Source organism: Roseovarius sp. SCSIO 43702 (assembly GCF_019599045.1).
Lineage (GTDB): Bacteria > Pseudomonadota > Alphaproteobacteria > Rhodobacterales > Rhodobacteraceae > Roseovarius.
On record NZ_CP080623.1, the window covers coordinates 162,220 to 179,318 of the forward strand.

Genomic DNA, 17,099 nt, shown 5'->3' on the forward strand with positions numbered 1-17,099 from the left:
CCGCGGTTGCATGGCCTCCCGCGCTTGATATTCGACAGGTCGGGGCATAGGTCTCCGGCAACCCGACTACGAAAGACGCGCTTCATGACCGAACTCACCCCCCGCGAAATCGTCTCCGAGCTTGACCGCTTCATCATCGGCCAGAAGGAGGCCAAGCGCGCCGTGGCTGTCGCGCTTCGCAACCGCTGGCGGCGCAAGCAGCTTGCCGACGATCTCCGCGACGAGGTCCACCCCAAGAACATCCTGATGATCGGCCCCACCGGCGTCGGCAAGACCGAGATCAGCCGCCGGCTGGCGAAACTCGCGCGCGCGCCCTTCATCAAGGTCGAGGCGACCAAGTTCACCGAAGTGGGCTATGTAGGCCGCGACGTCGAGCAGATCGTGCGCGATCTTCTCGACAGCGCCATCGCCATGACGCGCGAGCATATGCGCGAGGACGTGAAATCCAACGCGAGACAGGCCGCCGAGGAGCGGGTCATCTCTGCCATCGCCGGAGAGGACGCTCGCGAAGGCACGCGCGAGATGTTCCGAAAGAAGCTCAAGAGCGGCGAACTCGACGACACGATGATCGAGCTCGACATCGCCGACACGTCGAACCCTTTCGGCATGATGGACATTCCCGGTCAGCCGGGCGGCGGGCAGATGGGCATGCTCAACCTGGGCGACATCTTCGGCAAGGCGATGGGCGGCCGGACCAAGCGGCAGCGGATGAGCGTCGCCGAGAGCTATGATATCCTGATCGGCGAAGAGGCCGACAAGCTTCTCGATGACGAGATCGTCACACGCAACGCCATCGAGGCGGTCGAGCAGAACGGCATCGTTTTCCTCGACGAAATCGACAAGGTCTGTGCCCGCGCCGATGCGCGCGGTGGTGACGTCAGCCGCGAAGGCGTGCAGCGCGACCTCCTCCCGCTCATCGAGGGCACGACCGTCTCGACCAAGCATGGCCCGGTCAAGACCGACCATATCCTCTTCATCGCCTCGGGAGCCTTCCACGTGGCCAAGCCCTCGGACCTCCTGCCCGAGCTTCAGGGCCGGCTGCCCATCCGGGTCGAGCTGCGTCCGCTCACGGAAGAGGATTTCGTCCGCATCCTCACCGAGACCGACAACGCCCTCACCCGGCAGTACGAGGCGCTTCTCGGCACAGAGAGTCTCACCGTCACCTTCACCGAAGAAGGCATCGCAGCGCTCGCCCGGATCGCCGCCGAGGTCAACCAGTCGATCGAGAATATCGGTGCGCGACGCCTTTACACGGTGATGGAACGCGTCTTCGAGGAACTGAGCTTCAAGGCTCCGGACCTCGCCGGCGAAGCGGTCGAGGTGAATGCCGCCTTCGTCGAGGACAATCTGGGCGAATTGATGAAGTCCACGGATCTCAGCCGCTACGTGCTGTAATCCCGCGCGGCGCTTCGGCGCCGGCGCGACGGCATATCCTTACATCCTGACTTTTCCCGCTCCCCGCACCGCGCGGGGGCGTTAACCTTATTTGTCTGCACATATCGCACCGACGTGATACCGACGTGGATACCGACATGGATACCGACGTCCCGTTCGCACCTCCCGAGAACCGTTAACGAAACGGCCAAGACCGTGCGCTGCTTGGCAAATTCCGCTTTCCCCGATGCGGTTTTCGGGCCACCAAGGGCCATGCGCCCGCTCACCTTCCTCCGCTCCAACCTCCCCTGGCTGTCTGCCGGTTTCCTGCTGACCTTCCTCAGCAGTTTCGGCCAGACCTTCTTCATCTCTCTTTTCGCCGACGGCATCCGCACCGATTTCGGCCTCAGCCACGGGGAATGGGGCCTTATCTATTCGCTGGGCACCGCCACCTCCGCGCTCGTCATGGTTTGGGCGGGTGGCCTGACCGACAGGTTCCGGGCCCGCGGAATCGGCACCTTCGTCCTTGTTCTGCTGGCATTCGCCTGCCTCTTCATGGCGCTGAACCCGGTCTGGTGGCTGCTGCCGCTCGTCATCTTTCTCCTGCGGTTCAGCGGTCAGGGAATGCTGAGCCACATCGCGGTGGTCGCCATGGCCCGATGGTTCACCGCCGCACGCGGCAAGGCACTGAGCTTCGCGACGCTCGGCTTCGCGTCGGGCGAAGCACTGCTGCCGCTCATCTTCGTGTCGCTGATGGCGCTCTTCGACTGGCAGAATCTCTGGCTCCTGACGGCCGCCATCGCCCTTCTCGGCATCCCCGCGCTTCGCCTGCTTCTCACGACCGAGCGAACGCCACAGAGCATCACCGCCAGCTCCAGTTCGGTCGGAATGCTCTCACGTCACTGGGCGCGGCTCGAGGCCATGCGGCACTGGCTGTTCTGGCTGATGATCCCCGCACTTCTCGGACCCTCGGCGTTCAACACGGCGTTCTTTTTCCACCAGGTTCACTTCGCCGAGATCAAGCACATTTCGCATCTTCAGCTTGTGGCCTACTTTCCCTTCTACACGGGCGTCTCGATCATCGCGATGGTGCTGAGCGGTCTGGCGCTGGACAGGTTCGGCACGCCTCGCCTGATCCCCTTCATGCAGCTTCCGATGATCGCGGCCTTCACGATCTTCGCCTATGCGTCGGACGGGGCCGCCCTGTTCCTGGGGTTTGTCTTCCTGGGTCTCACTTCGGGTTTCAACACCACGCTGCCGGCCGCATTCTGGGCCGAGTTCTACGGCACCCGGTTCATCGGTTCGATCAAGGCGATGGCGGCCGCGATCATGGTGCTGGGCTCGGCCATCGGGCCGGGGATCACCGGCTACGGAATCGACCACGGGATCGGCCTGGAAAGACAATATTTACTTGTCGCGGTCTATTTTGCCTTTTCGACGATCTGCATGACCATCGGCGTCATCCGCGCCCGTCCCATGCTACCTGCGGCGCCGTAGATACACGTAAAACGCCCCGCCGCCGCCATGACGTCCATGCGCTTCGCTGACCTGGAGAACGATATGCGACAGCGGCGGAATGGAAAGCCAGTGCGGAAGTTGATGGCGCAGAACCCCTTGCCGCTCCGGGATGAAATCCTGGTGCGCACCGCGCTTCCCCTTGCCCGTCACGATCAGGAGAAGCCTCAGATCGTTCGCATGGGACCGCAGGATGAAACCCGTTGTCGCGTTATGCGCGCGATCAAGTGTCATTCCGTGAAGGTCGAGCGTCGCCTCCGGCTTCAACCTCCCCCCGCGCATCCGCTTGTAAGCCTTGTTGTCCATACGGACCGATGGCTTCGGCGGTGCGAACGCGGCTTCCGCGACCTCGCTTCTCGACCCGGCTTCACCAACGGTAAACGACGTGACGGGGGGTTTATCCGCCGATGCGGACGATGGCGCCGGGTCGGTCGGCCCCTTTCGCAGCAACGACTTCTTCTCCGGGCCAAGCGGTTTGGCCGTCTTCGCCACCTGCCGCCAAAGTGCCAGCTCGTCCCGGTCCGGCCGCCGCCGGCTCACGGCAGCGCCTCGGGCGCCAGCGCATATGCCCGCTGGATCGGCATCAGCACCAGGAGCCGGCCCGGATCCCTCAACCGCCCTGCCGCACGTCCCGCCGCATCGCCCGTGCCCATGAAGATGTCGGCTCGCTGCGCACCCTTGATCGCCGAGCCGGTGTCCTGCGCAACCATCAACCTCTTGATGGGACCGGATCCCAGTTTCTCGATCCAGACCGGCGCGCCGAGCGGCACGAATTTCGGATCGACGGCAATGCTCCGCCCGGTGGTGATCGAGCGGTTCATCGCGCCGCGCGGGCCTTTCTCGGGCGGGAGGGAATCGATCCTGCGAAAGAACACGTATGCCGGATTGTGCCAGAGAAGTTCCTGCCCCAGCTCGGGATTGCGCCGCACCCAGTTCTTGATCACCTGGGCCGAGACCTGATGCGGCTCATACACCCCGCGCTGAACCAGTTCTGCCCCGATCGAGCGATAGGTATGACCGTTCGAGCCACCGTATCCGACGCGGATCACTTCACCGTTCTGAAGCCGTATGCGCCCCGAACCCTGGATCTGCAGAAAGAACAGTTCGACCGGATCATCGACCCACGCGATCTCGAGGCCACGGCCCTCCATGAAAGATCCGGTTTCGATTTCCCGCCGCGTCATCCATGGGCTGATCGCCCGCGCGATTTCCGGCTCGCGATAAAGCGGAAAGCGAAAGCGCTCCGTGCGGGTCAACGATCCGTTGAGCTCGGGCTCGAAATATCCGGTGAAAAGCGCGTCCTGGCCGTCCGAGATCAGAACCGGCCGAAAGAAGAGCTCGAAGAACGGTTTCGCATCCGGCTTCTGCTGCGCAAGCGCGCAGAGCGACCGCCAGTCGACATCGTCCATATCCGGGCATGTATTCAGAAACGTGTCGAGAGCTGCCTCATGGTCGTCCTCTTCCCAATCGGACAGCTCGTCGAAAGTGAGGATGTCATAGACGGTTTCCTCGGCATTCGATGCCTGGGCCACCTGCGAACCCAGCATGAAAAGAGCGATCGAAATCGCGCGGATCATCCGCCCGTGGCCACCAAGCGCCAGTTCGGATCGTCCGATCCCATGACGCGCTCGAAAGTCCAGGTGTCCCTTTGCCGCTTCGATTGGCCCGGCGTTCCCTCGACGATCTTGCCATCGCGATCGCGCACGACGGAGACAAGCTCGCCGACGAACTTGACGGTGATTTCGGCTCTCTTCGTCTTGTCGTCGATCCGGGCATCCACGAGGGATACGTCCCGCACCCCGATGAACTCGGCTTCAACGGTCAGATCCTGTTCCTGCCGCGCGTCGACCACCTGGGAAAATGCGTCGAAGACATCGCTCGAGAGGAACGGCGTTATATCTTCGAGTTTGCCGTTCTCGAAGCTCATGAGGATCATCTCGTATGCGCCGCGCGCACCTTGGAGGAAACCACTCACCGTGAAATCGTTATCGATCCGCTTCATCTCGGCCAGCGCCGCCGCGGCCTCGGAATCCTCGGGAACGTGGTCGATGATGTCATGGTCGGGGCCGCCTTCGATGACCTCGAACGACTGGCGGCGCTCGGCACCGCCGGCCCCTTCGACGCGCGGCGGTTCATACCCGTCACGAGTACCCAGCACCGACCGAAGGCGCAAAATCAGGAAGACCGCGATACCGGCAAGGACAAGAAGTTGAAACACGGCTCCAGTCATTTTCTGTTCATTTCCCCTTGGGAAGTGGAAAGCGAGGAATTCCGTTCCTATGTAGGTCAGGGACTCGGGCGAGTCCACTGCCAGACAACCGCAATCGGCGGGAGAAGACCATATGTGGCTATTCATCGCATTTCTTTGCGTGCCATTGATCGAGATCGCGCTCTTCATCCAGGTCGGGGGGCTCATCGGCTTGTGGCCGACGCTCGGGGTTGTCGTGCTTACGGCCATCCTCGGAACCGTGCTCGTCCGAACACAGGGATTGAAAGCATTGGCAGACGTGCAGGACGCGTTTTCCCGAACGCGCAATCCGGCAGAACCCTTGGCGCATGGCGCGATGATCCTGTTTTCCGGGGCGCTTCTTCTCACACCCGGCTTCTTTACGGATGCAGCCGGGTTCGCGCTGCTGGTTCCGGCCGTCAGGACATTCGTTCTTCGATATCTTCGCAACCGCGTGCGGGTCGAAACGCATGTCTTTACCCAGGACGGTATGACCCGTCGCCGGTCGCCGGACTCCGATATCGTCGAAGGCGAGTACGAAGAGATCGAGACCTCGCGTTCGCCCGCGCCGGATCGATCGGGACCATCGGGCTGGACCAGGCATTGAGGCCATTATGAGGGTCTGATAGATCGTTAATGAATTTTTTATCTTCTAGGAGCATATTGATGACCGAAACCGAAAACGGCAGCGCCGCCCAGGCACCCCAGATCAAGATGACGACACTCACGCAGTTCGTCCGCGATCTGTCGTTCGAGAATATTCTCGCGCAGAAGGGTGTCGGCGGAGAAGTGCAGCCCGACGTGACCGTCCGGGTGAATCTCGACGCCAAGAAGCGCTCTGCCGAACATCAATATGAGGTGGTGACGAAGCTCAAGGTTGAATCCAAGAACAAGGAAGACGATGCACATCTCTTTGTCATGGAGATGGATTTCGTGGGCGTGTTCCATATCGAGAACGTGCCCGAGGATCAGCTCCATCCATTCCTGATGATCGAGTGTCCGCGCATGATGTTCCCCTATCTTCGGCGGATCGTCAGCGACGTGACCCGCGACGGCGGGTTTCCTCCGCTGAACCTCGAGAATATCGACTGGGTGCAGATCTATCGCAATGAAATCGCGCGGCGTCAGTCGGAAAAGCCGTCGGAAGCGCCTCAGGCCTGATCGAAGCGTTTCCAGATCGCCGCATCGCCGATCTCGTCCACGAAAGCGGCATGAGCCGCTTCTTCCTCGGCCGTGAGCCGTGGCGGAAGCGGCGTCTCGCGCGGTGAAGGGCGCCAATCGTCGGCAACCAGGCCCGGTTTCGGTGCGTCATCGGTCACGCTGAGCGCGAAATCTGGTTGGCGTCCCCCGATGAGCTGAAGGTAGACTTCGGCCAGGATTTCGGAGTCGAGCAACGCGCCATGGAGCGTGCGCGCCGAATTGTCGATCGCGAACCGCCGACATAGCGCGTCGAGCGACGCCGGCGACCCGGGAAACTTCCGGCGGGCAAGATCGAGCGTATCGATCGCCTGATCCATCGGAAGCGCCGGAAGCCCGACCCAGCCCAGCTCGGCATTGAGAAATTTCATATCGAAGGACGCATTGTGAATGACAAGCTTCGCATCACCGACGAACTCGATGAACGATTGCGCAATCGCTTTGAAAACCGGCTTGTCCCGCAGGAAATCATCGCCCAACCCATGCACCTCGAACGCATCCTGGGGCATCGCACGTTCGGGATTGATATATTGGTGATAGGTATTACCCGTGGGCATGTGGTTGAAGAGCTCGACCGCTCCGATCTCGACGATCCGGTCGCCTTGATAGGGATCGAACCCCGTCGTTTCGGTATCAAGCACAATCTCACGCATCCTCAAGCTCCTTCCGGATCGCGGCCACGATATCGTTCACCTGGCTGCGCGCATGATCGATCGTGTCGGTGATCACGATGAAATCCGCCCGTTCACGTTTCTCGCGATCCGGCATCTGCTTGGCAAGGAGTCGTTTAAAGCTCTCTTCACTCATGCCGTCACGCTCCATGACGCGTGCGCGCTGCGCTTCGGGTGAGGTGGAAACAACGACCACAGCGTCCATCATCTCGTCCATCCCGTTCTCGAACAGAAGCGGAACGTCGAGGACGACGATATCCGCCTGCGCGGTTCTGATGAACTTTTCTCTATCTTCCGCAACGAGGGGGTGCACGATCTCTTCAAGGCGCGGCAGCGCCGACTCATCGCGGGCTATGATCCGGCGCAGTTCTTCGCGCGACACCGCGCCGTCTGTTACCGCGCCGGGAAACGCGTCGGCAACGGGCGCGACAGCCTCGCCGCCACGCGCATACAACCTGTGCACTGCGACATCCGCGTCCCAGACATCACATCCCGCATCGCGAAACATGCGCGCGGTCGTGGATTTTCCCATTCCGATAGACCCGGTCAGACCCAGCAGGAAACTCATCGCAAGGCAGCCGCCCGGGTCGCGCTGTCGACTGTCGGACGTTCGCCGAACCAGCGTTCGAAACCGGGAACGGCCTGATGCAGCAACATGCCGAGGCCATCCACCGTCGCGCACCCCATTTCTTCGGCAGTTTGAAGCAGGCGGGTTTTCAACGGAGTGTAAACGAGATCAGTCACGAGCGTGTTTTTACGCAAGCCATCCAGCGGCACTCGAAGGGGAGGGTTACCTATCATCCCGAGCGAAGTCGTATTCACCACCAGAGCCGCGTCATCGAGCATGTTGCCGGCCTGCACCCAGTCGACAACCTGGATACGCTTTCCGAAATCGGCCTGTAGCGCCTCGGCACGAACGCGGGTCCGGTTCGAGATCATGATCTCTGGAACACCGGCTTGCAGGAGTGCAGCAATCACAGCCCTCGCGGCACCTCCGGCCCCGAAAAGCGCGGCGGGACCGGCGGCCGGTGTCCAGCTCGTGCCGGCGGCTTCGAGGTTCTTCATGAACCCGTAACCATCGGTATTGTCAGCCTGGATCTTGCCGTCCTTTCGGAAAACGAGCGTGTTGGCCGCCCCGATCAACGTTGCTCGATCCGTACTGAGATCTGCGATTTCAAGCACCCGCTCCTTGTGCGGGATCGTGACATTGACTCCCACGAAGCCCGCTTTGGGAAGCGTCCGCAAAACGCTTTCGAGGTCCTCTGCCTCGACCTTCATAGGGATGTAGTGTCCCGGCAGACCGAGCGTCTTCAGCCAATGGCCATGGATGTTGGGCGATCTGGAATGCGCAATGGGGGAACCTATCACGCCGGCGAGGGGAATTTTCGGATGGGTCATGTCAGATAGCTCCGCGCATGGAGAGATACGACAAAACGTCGAGCAAGGGCAAACCCAGCACTGTGAAATAGTCGCCCTCTACGGCGGAAAAGAGCCGGGCCCCTTCCGCCTCGAGCTTGTACGCTCCGACGGCATCACTCACGTCAGGCCAGTTTCGATCGAGATACGAGTCGAGTTCACGATCATTAAACGCTCGCATGGTCATTTTCACATACCCGATGGCCCGCCAAACGGGTCTCGGACCTTCGCAGATAACGACCGCGGAATAGAGTTCATGTGATTGCCCCCTGAGTTCGTCGAGAAGGCAGCGAGCAGCTTCACGGGTGGGAGATTTGGCAAGAATCCGGCCTTGGAACGAGAGGATCTGATCGCAGCCGATTACGAGCGCATTCTCTCTCCGCGATCCGATCTTGGTGGCCTTGGCCTCGGCCAGGGCGTCAGCGACATCCCGCGGCCTGAAGCCATCCGACACCATGGCGCCGCGTATGATATCCTCATCAATGCGCGGCGAGATCACCTCGCACGATACGCCGGCGTTCCGCAGCAGTTCCCGGCGAATGGGCGAACCGGAGGCAAGGACAATGGGGATGGTCATGGGGATAAAGACGCGAGCTTTCCGAGCGCAATGTCAGACATGGTGTCCGTTTATCAGCACGGAGCGATCATCCCAAGCCAATCGTCGAGCAGCGGTTCGATTCGATCGCGAGTTATCCCATGTGGAAAAGAAGTGGAGTTTCCCATGGGGCGAACCTTCGATGGTGGTAACAGCATGGGCGCGCAAAGATGATTTAAGTTAACTATATGATTACAAATCATATTTTTGTCTCTCCTAAACCTACGTGAGAAATTCTTCGACTTGGGTCCGTGAGTAACTCTGTGGATGAAAAATAATCCACGGCCAGACACTACCCCTACAAAATCATCATCATTTCTCTTTCTCTTTCTATTTATTAAAGCTAGGGCCGTGCATGATCGAACCCTGGAAGCCAGCCTTGGAACTTGTGCAGTCTTTTCTCATCTGGGCGTACCCTTATACCAAGTCGCTTCACATCATTTCAGTGATCGCGTGGATGGCAGCGCTGTTCTATCTGCCCAGGTTGTTCGTCTACCATGCTGAGCAGTCTGATCCGGGTGATGCCCTGGATGACGTGTTTCAGGTCATGGAGCGAAGACTTCTCAAGGCGATCATGACACCGGCGATGGTGGCGACGTGGCTTTTCGGTCTGGCACTGGTCGCGACCCCGGCGATCGTCGATTGGTCATCTGTGTGGCCTTACACCAAGTTGGGCGGCATCCTTGGCCTCACTTGCTTTCATCACTGGCTTGCGATGCGGCGCCGTGATTTTGCCGATGGCGCGAACGCCGTGACTGGAAGAACCTATCGCATCATGAACGAAGTGCCGACAGTCCTTCTCATCATTATCGTGTTCTCGGTGGTCGTCCGCTTTTGAATGCGAGCAAATCTTGACTTGAGAATGGCAGAGCGGTAGGGACACGCAAAGTCCCCGTCCGGGGCAAGGATTCTCCCAAAGAATACCCGCTATACGCGAGCCGCTACGCAGCGAAGGAACAACCGCATGTCCCAGGACCGTCTCAACCTGTCCGATCTCAAGGCGCAAAGCGCGAAGGATCTTCTGGCCATGGCCGAGGAGCTCGAGATCGAAAACGCCTCGACGATGCGCAAGGGCGAGATGATGTTCTCGATTCTCAAGGAACGCGCAGAGGAAGGCTGGACCGTCTTCGGTGACGGTGTTCTCGAGGTCTTGCAGGATGGTTTCGGTTTCCTGCGTTCTCCCGAGGCAAACTATCTTCCCGGCCCGGATGACATCTACGTGTCGCCGGAGACCATTCGCCATCATGCCCTTCGGACCGGTGACACAGTGGTCGGCGAGGTGAAGCAACCCGAGGACAACGAGCGGTACTTCGCGCTTACCTCGGTATCGGAGATCAATTTCGAAGAGCCGGAAAAGGCCCGCCACAAGATCGCGTTCGACAACCTGACGCCGCTCTATCCCGATGAACGCCTGACGATGGAGATCGAGGATCCGACGATAAAGGACAAATCAGCCCGGATCATCGACCTCGTGGCGCCCATCGGCAAGGGGCAGCGGTCGCTTATCGTGGCTCCACCGCGGACGGGTAAGACGGTGATCTTGCAGAACATTGCAGCCAGTATCGAAAGAAACCACCCTGAGTGCTATCTGATCGTGCTTCTCATCGACGAGCGGCCTGAAGAAGTGACTGACATGCAGCGCAGCGTGAAGGGCGAGGTCATCAGTTCGACCTTTGATGAGCCCGCGGCGCGTCACGTGGCGGTTTCGGAAATGGTGATCGAGAAAGCCAAGCGTCTCGTTGAACACAAGCGGGACGTGGTCATTCTCCTCGATTCGATCACGCGACTGGGACGGGCATTCAACACGGTTGTGCCGTCATCCGGGAAGGTCCTGACCGGTGGTGTGGATGCGAATGCGCTCCAAAGGCCAAAACGCTTCTTCGGTGCTGCACGAAATATCGAGGAAGGCGGTTCGCTCACGATCATTTCCACCGCATTGATCGACACCGGAAGCCGAATGGACGAGGTGATCTTCGAGGAGTTCAAGGGAACTGGTAACTCGGAGATCGTCTTGGACCGGAAGATCGCGGACAAGCGGGTTTTCCCCGCCATCGATATCCTCAAGTCCGGCACGCGGAAAGAAGACCTCTTGGTCGACAAGGTCAATCTTCAGAAGACCTTTGTGTTGCGCCGGATCCTCAACCCGATGGGAACAACGGACGCCATAGAGTTTCTTCTCTCCAAGCTTAAACAGACCAAGACCAACGCGGAATTCTTTGATTCTATGAACACCTGACAAGCCGAACGGGGCGCGAGGTGAGCGATGGACGATACGATATTCGCCCTGTCTTCGGCGCCGGGCAAGGCAGGCGTTGCGGTTGTCCGTGTTTCCGGACCATCGGCGTTCACCGCCTGCGAAGCGCTCGCAGGTAGGGTCCCCGAGCCGAGGCGTGCCACTCTTTGCGTATTGCGCCGAGAGGAAGATGTTCTGGATCAGGCACTGGTCCTCAGCTTTGAGGAGGGTCAGAGCTTCACAGGAGAAAAGGTTGTTGAATTTCAGACGCATGGAAGCGTGGCGACCATTTCGGCGATCTGTGATGCACTTTCTGCTGTTCCCGGGTGTCGGCCGGCGGAACCAGGGGAATTCACGCGGCGCGCGCTGGAAAACGACAAGCTCGATCTTGCTCAAGTCGAGGGTCTTGCCGACCTGCTGAATGCAGAGACGGAAGCACAACGCAAATTGGCGCTACGGTCCTTCTCCGGCGAGCTGGGGCGAAAATGCGAAAACTGGCGCGCCAAGCTGTTGCGGGCGATGGCGCTCGTGGAGGTCACGATTGATTTCGCCGATGAGGAGGTTCCGGAAGATGTCGGTCCCGAGGTGAGCGATCTGTTGCAGTCGGTCATCTCGGAGCTGAACACGGAGATAGATGGCGTTGGCGCGTCGGAAAGAATTCGGGAAGGATTCGAGGTTGCCATAGTTGGTGCGCCGAATGTAGGGAAATCGACGTTGCTCAATCGGCTGGCAGGTCGTGAGGCTGCCATCACATCAAGCATTGCTGGCACGACAAGAGATGTCATCGAAGTCAGAATGGATGTCCATGGGCTACCGGTCACGTTCCTCGACACGGCCGGATTGAGAGAATCGGAAGATGTTATCGAAGGGATGGGGATCGATCTCGCGCGCCGTCGGGCACGAGAGGCGGACCTGAGGGTTTTCCTGATCGAGAAAGACATTCCCGATCCCGAACTTTGCGAGCCGGAAGATATCGTGGTGGAAGCCAAGTGTGACAAGCGCGAGGTTCCTTCGGGAATCTCAGGTGTCACAGGGGAGGGTGTTTCCGAGCTGATCGAAAAAATTGGATCCATCCTGCGATCGAGGACCATGGGCGCCGGCTTGGCAACGCGCCAGCGTCACCGGATCGCGATGACTGAAGGCAGAGATGCGCTGTTGAAAGCCCGAGAATCGTTGATAAATGGGTCCGTACCGAGTGAGATCGTTTCGGAAGATATACGCCGCGGCATTCACAGGTTGGATGAGTTGGTCGGCCGCGTGGATGTCGAAGCAATTCTGGGCGAAATCTTCAGCAGCTTCTGCTTGGGCAAGTGAGGATGTTTCACGTGAAACAGTTCGATTATGACGTGATAGTTGTCGGAGGTGGCCATGCCGGCTGCGAAGCAGCTCATGCGGCGAGCCGCATGGGGGCGAAGACCTGCTTGGTCACGCTCACCTTCGAATCAATCGGTGTGATGTCCTGTAATCCGGCCATTGGCGGGCTTGGCAAAGGTCATCTGGTTCGAGAGATCGATGCGCTCGATGGTGTCATGGCGCGAGTCGCGGACAAGGCTGGAATTCAGTTTCGCCTGCTCAACAAGAGAAAGGGTCCCGCTGTCCAGGGACCGCGTGCTCAGACGGATCGTCGGATCTATCGTCAAGAGATGCAGGCGGAGATGCGAAATCAGCCTTTGCTCTCTATTGTAGAAGGTGAAGTAAGTGACTTCGTGCTAGATCGCGGTTCCGTGCGCGGAGTTGTCTTGGTGGATGGATCGCGGATTATCTCGAAGTCCGTGATCTTGACCACCGGCACCTTCCTTCGTGGCGTGATCCATATCGGCGACGTGTCGCGGCCGGGCGGTCGAATGGGTGATGAACCGTCCGTACAGCTCGCGCATCGGATTGACGAGTTTGCGTTGCCGCTTGGTCGGCTGAAGACCGGAACGCCACCTCGCCTTGACGGAAAAACCATCGACTGGACGAATTTGGAACTTCAGCCCGGAGATGATGATCCGACGATGTTCTCGTTTCTCTCGGATGCCCCAACCGCCCGTCAGGTGAGTTGCGGGATCACGCATACGAATCCCAGAACGCACGAAATCATTGAAAAGAACCTGGAACGCTCGGCGATGTATAGCGGGCGCATCGAAGGGGTGGGCCCCAGGTATTGCCCGTCAATCGAGGACAAGATCGTCAGGTTCGCGGAGAAAACCTCGCACCAGATCTTTCTCGAACCCGAGAGCCTCTCGGACGATGTGATCTATCCTAACGGAATTTCGACTTCGCTGCCGGAGGATGTTCAGGAGAGCTATGTCAGGTCCATCGTGGGCTTGGAGAACGCTGAGATAACCCAGCCGGGTTATGCGATCGAGTATGATTACGTTGATCCGCGTGCCCTTGATGACCGGCTCGCGGTGCGGGATGTGCCGGGGCTGTTCCTTGCAGGTCAGATCAACGGCACAACAGGTTATGAGGAAGCGGCGGCACAGGGTCTTGTCGCGGGGTTGAACGCCGCTTGCATGGCGTTGGAGCAGTCGTCCGTGACGTTTTCGCGGTCTGACAGCTATATCGGCGTGATGGTGGATGACCTTATCACGCGGGGCGTTTCGGAGCCCTACCGGATGTTTACGTCCCGTGCCGAATTCCGGTTGTCGTTGCGGGCTGACAATGCCGATCAACGGTTGACGCCGAAAGGCATTGAGATCGGATGTGTCTCGGTGCAGCGGAGTGAGGCGTTCGGGAGAAAGCTGGAGCGGCTTACGGAGGCATCGGAGAGGCTTGACGCGCTATCTTTCACTCCGAACGAACTACGGGATGCGGGGCATCAGGTAAATCTGGATGGGAAGAAGCGCACAGCTTTCGACCTTCTGGCGCTTCCTCAGTTCGACGTGGACACGGTGATTTCCTTGGAGCCGTCGCTTGGCGATCTGGACCGCGAGAGCTTGGTGCAACTGGCGAGAGATGCCGTCTATGCCGGTTATACCGATCGTCAAAGGCAGGACGCCGAGAGTGTTCGAAGGGACGAGACCAAGATGATTCCGAGCAATTTCGATTTTGAGGGCATTGACGGGCTGTCCAATGAGCTGAAATCCAAGCTCTGTGCCGTCCGACCGAGTAATCTGGGTCAGGCGGGTCGAATTGATGGAATGACGCCTGCAGCGCTGACGCTCCTGCACGCGAAGCTTCGCCAGTATGAGAGAAAGCGAAGCGCATGATGTTGTCGGAGGAATGGGAAATTTCCGGCGATACAAAGGAGAAACTTGCTGTTTACGCAGAGCTTCTCAGGAAATGGAATCCCAAGATAAATCTCGTCTCCAAGGACACATTGCAGTCAATCGAAGACCGTCATTTCAAGGATTCTGCGCAACTTTTTCATCTTGACGGGCGTCAATCGGGCCGGTGGGTCGACCTGGGTTCCGGCGGTGGCTTTCCAGGAATGATCATTGCTATCTTGGCGAGTGAACTCGATCGCGACCGAAAGGTTACCCTGGTTGAGAGCGACTCGCGGAAATGTGCTTTTCTGAGGACTGTTTCACGTGAAACATCCACACCCGTCGAGATCCTGAACGATCGGGTCGAGAACGTGCCGGAACTGGACGCGGCTACACTCAGCGCTCGCGCTCTCGCGCCGCTGGACCGGTTGCTTAACCATTGCGAAAGACATTTATGCCCAAGCGGCACGGCTCTTTTCCCGAAAGGTGCCGAATGGGAAAAGGAACTCAATGCGGCACGGGTGAAATGGCGGTTTGACTGCGAAGCCATTAGAAGTGCTACTAATGCAAACGCACGAATTCTCAAGATCTCAGGAGTGTCGCGTGTCGGACAGGAGTAGGCCATCGGGGGCCAGGATTATCGCGGTTGCGAACCAGAAAGGTGGGGTTGGAAAAACCACCACCGCGATCAACCTGAGCGCATCCATAGCGGATATGGGCAAGAAGGTCTTGCTTGTCGATCTGGATCCGCAAGGCAATGCATCGACCGGTCTGGGGATCGACGCGGCGCAGCGCAGCATGTCCACATATGATCTCATCTTCGAGGAGGCCCAGGTCGATGAGGTGGTGTTGTCCACCGAGATAGAAGGCTTGAGCATCATCCCGGCTACGACGGATCTGAGTTCTGCCGATATCGAACTTTATACCAAGGAGAAGCGTCTTTTCCTGCTTCGGGATGCCCTGCGGGCCACGGATCTCGATAAATACGGCTTCGATTACATTTTCATAGATTGTCCACCTTCGTTGAACCTGCTGACTGTCAACGCTCTTGTTGCGGCTGACTCGGTATTGGTGCCGCTGCAAAGTGAATTTTTCGCATTGGAAGGTTTGTCTCAGCTCATGCTCACGATCCGGGAAGTGCGCGAAACCGCGAACACGGCGCTTCGTATCGAGGGTGTCGTTCTTACGATGTACGATGCCAGGAACAACCTTTCGCGGCAGGTCGAGGCCGACGCACGCGAGAATTTGGGCGATCTGGTGTACCGGACGGTGATCCCGCGGAATGTCCGGCTGAGCGAAGCGCCATCTTTCGCTATGCCGGTGTTGAAGTACGATTCGGCGTCGCTTGGTGCGCGCGCCTATATAAACCTGGCGCGGGAAGTCGTGAAAAATTCGGCGCGGCTCGCCGCCTGATCTGGAGCGTGAAATGAGCGAAAAGAAAACGAAATCCAGGGGACTTGGCCGGGGGTTGTCCGCGTTGATGGCGGATGTCGGGGATGCGACGGATACCGGGCAGGCGCAGAAATCGGGAGCGGAGGCTACCGCGGCTATCGAGCTTGTTTTTCCCAATCCAGACCAGCCGCGAAGAAGCTTTGATGAGGAGAAACTCGACGAACTGGCCGAGTCCATTCGCGAGAAAGGCATTATCCAACCCCTTATCGTTCGGTCACATCCGACCAAAGCCAATGCTTACGAAATCGTAGCCGGCGAGCGGCGCTGGCGAGCGGCGCAGCGTGCAAATCTTCATCAAGTACCTGTTATAATTAAAGAATTTTCGGATACGGAAGTCCTCGAGATTGCGATTATCGAGAACATTCAGCGCGCCGACCTGAATCCGATCGACGAAGCCGCAGGATACGTGCAGCTGATGGAGAAATTCGGACACACCCAGGAACAGCTTTCTCGTGCTCTTGGGAAAAGCCGTAGCCACATCGCCAACTCCATGCGCTTGCTTCAGCTTCCGCCGGAGGTTCGGGCATATGTGGCGGACGGCCGGATTTCCGCGGGTCATGCACGCGCGCTCGTTACGGCGGATGATCCGAAATTCCTGGCACAAGAGGTCATCAAGAAGGGCCTTTCTGTTCGACAGCTGGAGAAGCTCGTCAAAGCGGAGCGCTCTGCGGAGGGGAAGGAGAGAAAAAGCTCCAGCTCCAGATCCCGCGGTGATGCCAAGGATGCCGACACTCGTGCCCTGGAAGCGGACCTGGCGGCCAATCTGAAGATGGGCGTGGCGATAAATCACAAGGCATCGGACGAGACGGGCACAGTCACACTCTCCTACAAGTCCCTTGAACAACTCGACGCGCTCTGTTCGCTTCTCAGCGCGGGCCTTCCGGACGAGACCAGATGAAGACGAGGACGCAGGTCAGGACGACTATCTGAATCGCGATGATCTGTGACTTGAGACCCAGCAGCAGTGAGATCGCCAAAACGCCCGCGATCGACGCGGTCGCGAGGTATTTGGCGCGTCGTCTGATGGCGCCGTATGACTGCCAGTCACGAATGGGTGGACCAAGGCGGGGATGTGACAGAAGCCACATGTGCAACCGTCCGGACGATCGCGCGAAACAATAGGCCGCAAGCAACAGGAACGGCACCGTCGGCACAAGTGGCAGGATCACGCCTGCGCCGCCGAGGATCAGACAGATCAGCCCGAGGATGAGCCAGAGAGCCCGCATGG

The 17,099-nt window shown here is 59.0% G+C and carries 19 protein-coding genes; 11 read left to right on the forward strand and 8 right to left on the reverse strand.

Annotated features, from left to right (window positions below; genetic code table 11):
• Positions 1 to 84: 84 nt before the first annotated feature.
• Positions 85 to 1,395, forward strand: coding sequence for an ATP-dependent protease ATPase subunit HslU (hslU, locus tag K1T73_RS00750; RefSeq protein WP_220602109.1), 1,311 nt, complete (start codon positions 85 to 87; stop codon positions 1,393 to 1,395).
• A 252-nt stretch (positions 1,396 to 1,647) separates the two neighbouring features.
• The gene (locus K1T73_RS00755) at positions 1,648 to 2,871 is read left to right on the forward strand and encodes an MFS transporter (protein ID WP_220602110.1); all 1,224 of its coding nucleotides are present in this window, start codon (positions 1,648 to 1,650) and stop codon (positions 2,869 to 2,871) included.
• Here K1T73_RS00755 and K1T73_RS00760 read toward each other — a convergent pair.
• From K1T73_RS00760 to K1T73_RS00770, 3 genes are read right to left on the reverse strand one after another with little or no spacing between them, the layout of a single operon-like run.
• Positions 2,854 to 3,429, reverse strand: coding sequence for a Smr/MutS family protein (locus tag K1T73_RS00760; protein ID WP_220602111.1), 576 nt, complete (start codon positions 3,427 to 3,429; stop codon positions 2,854 to 2,856). The genes K1T73_RS00755 and K1T73_RS00760 overlap by 18 nt on opposite strands.
• On the reverse strand, positions 3,426 to 4,466 hold the full coding sequence (locus K1T73_RS00765; RefSeq protein ID WP_220602112.1) for a murein transglycosylase A: 1,041 nt from the start codon (positions 4,464 to 4,466) through the stop codon (positions 3,426 to 3,428). Before K1T73_RS00765 ends, K1T73_RS00760 begins: the two co-directional genes overlap by 4 nt.
• The gene (locus K1T73_RS00770) at positions 4,463 to 5,119 is read right to left on the reverse strand and encodes a Tim44/TimA family putative adaptor protein (protein ID WP_220602113.1); all 657 of its coding nucleotides are present in this window, start codon (positions 5,117 to 5,119) and stop codon (positions 4,463 to 4,465) included. The genes K1T73_RS00765 and K1T73_RS00770 overlap by 4 nt, the downstream gene beginning before the upstream one ends.
• Positions 5,120 to 5,231: 112 nt before the next feature.
• Between K1T73_RS00770 and K1T73_RS00775 the strand changes: the two genes are divergently transcribed.
• Both K1T73_RS00775 and secB read left to right on the forward strand, forming a co-directional pair.
• Entirely contained in the window at positions 5,232 to 5,723 is a 492-nt protein-coding gene (locus K1T73_RS00775) for an FxsA family protein (RefSeq protein WP_220602114.1), read from the forward strand.
• 59 nt (positions 5,724 to 5,782) lie between these two features.
• On the forward strand, positions 5,783 to 6,277 hold the full coding sequence (gene secB, locus K1T73_RS00780) for a protein-export chaperone SecB (RefSeq protein WP_220602115.1): 495 nt from the start codon (positions 5,783 to 5,785) through the stop codon (positions 6,275 to 6,277).
• On the opposite strand, the gene dnaQ is transcribed toward secB, so the two are convergent.
• From dnaQ to K1T73_RS00800, 4 genes are read right to left on the reverse strand one after another with little or no spacing between them, the layout of a single operon-like run.
• Positions 6,268 to 6,966, reverse strand: coding sequence for a DNA polymerase III subunit epsilon (dnaQ, locus tag K1T73_RS00785; RefSeq protein WP_220602116.1), 699 nt, complete (start codon positions 6,964 to 6,966; stop codon positions 6,268 to 6,270). The genes secB and dnaQ overlap by 10 nt on opposite strands.
• A complete protein-coding gene (gene coaE, locus K1T73_RS00790) occupies positions 6,959 to 7,552 on the reverse strand; it encodes a dephospho-CoA kinase (RefSeq protein WP_220602117.1) in 594 nt (197 codons plus the stop codon). The genes dnaQ and coaE overlap by 8 nt, the downstream gene beginning before the upstream one ends.
• On the reverse strand, positions 7,549 to 8,382 hold the full coding sequence (locus K1T73_RS00795; RefSeq protein ID WP_220602118.1) for a shikimate dehydrogenase: 834 nt from the start codon (positions 8,380 to 8,382) through the stop codon (positions 7,549 to 7,551). The genes coaE and K1T73_RS00795 overlap by 4 nt, the downstream gene beginning before the upstream one ends.
• A 1-nt stretch (position 8,383) precedes the next feature.
• Positions 8,384 to 8,977: a nucleoside triphosphate pyrophosphatase gene (locus tag K1T73_RS00800; protein WP_220602119.1), complete on the reverse strand. Its 594-nt coding sequence runs from the start codon at positions 8,975 to 8,977 to the stop codon at positions 8,384 to 8,386.
• Between the two features lie 373 nt (positions 8,978 to 9,350).
• Between K1T73_RS00800 and hemJ the strand changes: the two genes are divergently transcribed.
• The 7 genes from hemJ (at position 9,351) to K1T73_RS00835 (ending at position 16,769) form a co-directional block, all read left to right on the forward strand.
• Complete coding sequence (hemJ, locus tag K1T73_RS00805; protein WP_220602120.1) at positions 9,351 to 9,833, forward strand: protoporphyrinogen oxidase HemJ; 483 nt, start codon at positions 9,351 to 9,353, stop codon at positions 9,831 to 9,833.
• 126 nt (positions 9,834 to 9,959) lie between these two features.
• Complete coding sequence (gene rho / locus K1T73_RS00810) at positions 9,960 to 11,231, forward strand: transcription termination factor Rho (protein WP_220602121.1); 1,272 nt, start codon at positions 9,960 to 9,962, stop codon at positions 11,229 to 11,231.
• Positions 11,232 to 11,258: 27 nt separating this feature from the next.
• Positions 11,259 to 12,542: a tRNA uridine-5-carboxymethylaminomethyl(34) synthesis GTPase MnmE gene (gene mnmE, locus K1T73_RS00815; protein ID WP_220602122.1), complete on the forward strand. Its 1,284-nt coding sequence runs from the start codon at positions 11,259 to 11,261 to the stop codon at positions 12,540 to 12,542.
• Positions 12,543 to 12,544: 2 nt separating this feature from the next.
• A complete protein-coding gene (mnmG, locus tag K1T73_RS00820; RefSeq protein WP_220602123.1) occupies positions 12,545 to 14,422 on the forward strand; it encodes a tRNA uridine-5-carboxymethylaminomethyl(34) synthesis enzyme MnmG in 1,878 nt (625 codons plus the stop codon).
• Complete coding sequence (rsmG, locus tag K1T73_RS00825; protein WP_220602124.1) at positions 14,419 to 15,039, forward strand: 16S rRNA (guanine(527)-N(7))-methyltransferase RsmG; 621 nt, start codon at positions 14,419 to 14,421, stop codon at positions 15,037 to 15,039. The genes mnmG and rsmG overlap by 4 nt, the downstream gene beginning before the upstream one ends.
• On the forward strand, positions 15,023 to 15,832 hold the full coding sequence (locus K1T73_RS00830) for a ParA family protein (RefSeq protein ID WP_259400381.1): 810 nt from the start codon (positions 15,023 to 15,025) through the stop codon (positions 15,830 to 15,832). The genes rsmG and K1T73_RS00830 overlap by 17 nt, the downstream gene beginning before the upstream one ends.
• Before the next feature lie 13 nt (positions 15,833 to 15,845).
• The gene (locus tag K1T73_RS00835) at positions 15,846 to 16,769 is read left to right on the forward strand and encodes a ParB/RepB/Spo0J family partition protein (protein ID WP_220602126.1); all 924 of its coding nucleotides are present in this window, start codon (positions 15,846 to 15,848) and stop codon (positions 16,767 to 16,769) included.
• Here the strand turns inward: K1T73_RS00835 and K1T73_RS00840 are convergent.
• Entirely contained in the window at positions 16,738 to 17,097 is a 360-nt protein-coding gene (locus K1T73_RS00840; RefSeq protein WP_220602127.1) for a YbaN family protein, read from the reverse strand. The genes K1T73_RS00835 and K1T73_RS00840 overlap by 32 nt on opposite strands.
• Positions 17,098 to 17,099: the final 2 nt, after the last annotated feature.

Coding starts and splice junctions, on each gene's coding strand:
- hemJ (WP_220602120.1), top strand. CDS start 9,351: ATGATCGAACCCTGGAAGCCAGCCTTGGAACTTGTGCAGTCTTTTCTC.
- mnmE (WP_220602122.1), top strand. CDS start 11,259: ATGGACGATACGATATTCGCCCTGTCTTCGGCGCCGGGCAAGGCAGGC.
- K1T73_RS00795 (WP_220602118.1), bottom strand. CDS start 8,382: ATGACCCATCCGAAAATTCCCCTCGCCGGCGTGATAGGTTCCCCCATT.
- secB (WP_220602115.1), top strand. CDS start 5,783: ATGACCGAAACCGAAAACGGCAGCGCCGCCCAGGCACCCCAGATCAAG.
- K1T73_RS00800 (WP_220602119.1), bottom strand. CDS start 8,977: ATGACCATCCCCATTGTCCTTGCCTCCGGTTCGCCCATTCGCCGGGAA.
- K1T73_RS00765 (WP_220602112.1), bottom strand. CDS start 4,466: ATGATCCGCGCGATTTCGATCGCTCTTTTCATGCTGGGTTCGCAGGTG.
- K1T73_RS00835 (WP_220602126.1), top strand. CDS start 15,846: ATGAGCGAAAAGAAAACGAAATCCAGGGGACTTGGCCGGGGGTTGTCC.
- K1T73_RS00775 (WP_220602114.1), top strand. CDS start 5,232: ATGTGGCTATTCATCGCATTTCTTTGCGTGCCATTGATCGAGATCGCG.
- rho (WP_220602121.1), top strand. CDS start 9,960: ATGTCCCAGGACCGTCTCAACCTGTCCGATCTCAAGGCGCAAAGCGCG.
- K1T73_RS00840 (WP_220602127.1), bottom strand. CDS start 17,097: ATGCGGGCTCTCTGGCTCATCCTCGGGCTGATCTGTCTGATCCTCGGC.
- coaE (WP_220602117.1), bottom strand. CDS start 7,552: ATGAGTTTCCTGCTGGGTCTGACCGGGTCTATCGGAATGGGAAAATCC.
- K1T73_RS00770 (WP_220602113.1), bottom strand. CDS start 5,119: ATGACTGGAGCCGTGTTTCAACTTCTTGTCCTTGCCGGTATCGCGGTC.
- dnaQ (WP_220602116.1), bottom strand. CDS start 6,966: ATGCGTGAGATTGTGCTTGATACCGAAACGACGGGGTTCGATCCCTAT.
- K1T73_RS00755 (WP_220602110.1), top strand. CDS start 1,648: ATGCGCCCGCTCACCTTCCTCCGCTCCAACCTCCCCTGGCTGTCTGCC.
- hslU (WP_220602109.1), top strand. CDS start 85: ATGACCGAACTCACCCCCCGCGAAATCGTCTCCGAGCTTGACCGCTTC.
- rsmG (WP_220602124.1), top strand. CDS start 14,419: ATGATGTTGTCGGAGGAATGGGAAATTTCCGGCGATACAAAGGAGAAA.
- mnmG (WP_220602123.1), top strand. CDS start 12,545: ATGTTTCACGTGAAACAGTTCGATTATGACGTGATAGTTGTCGGAGGT.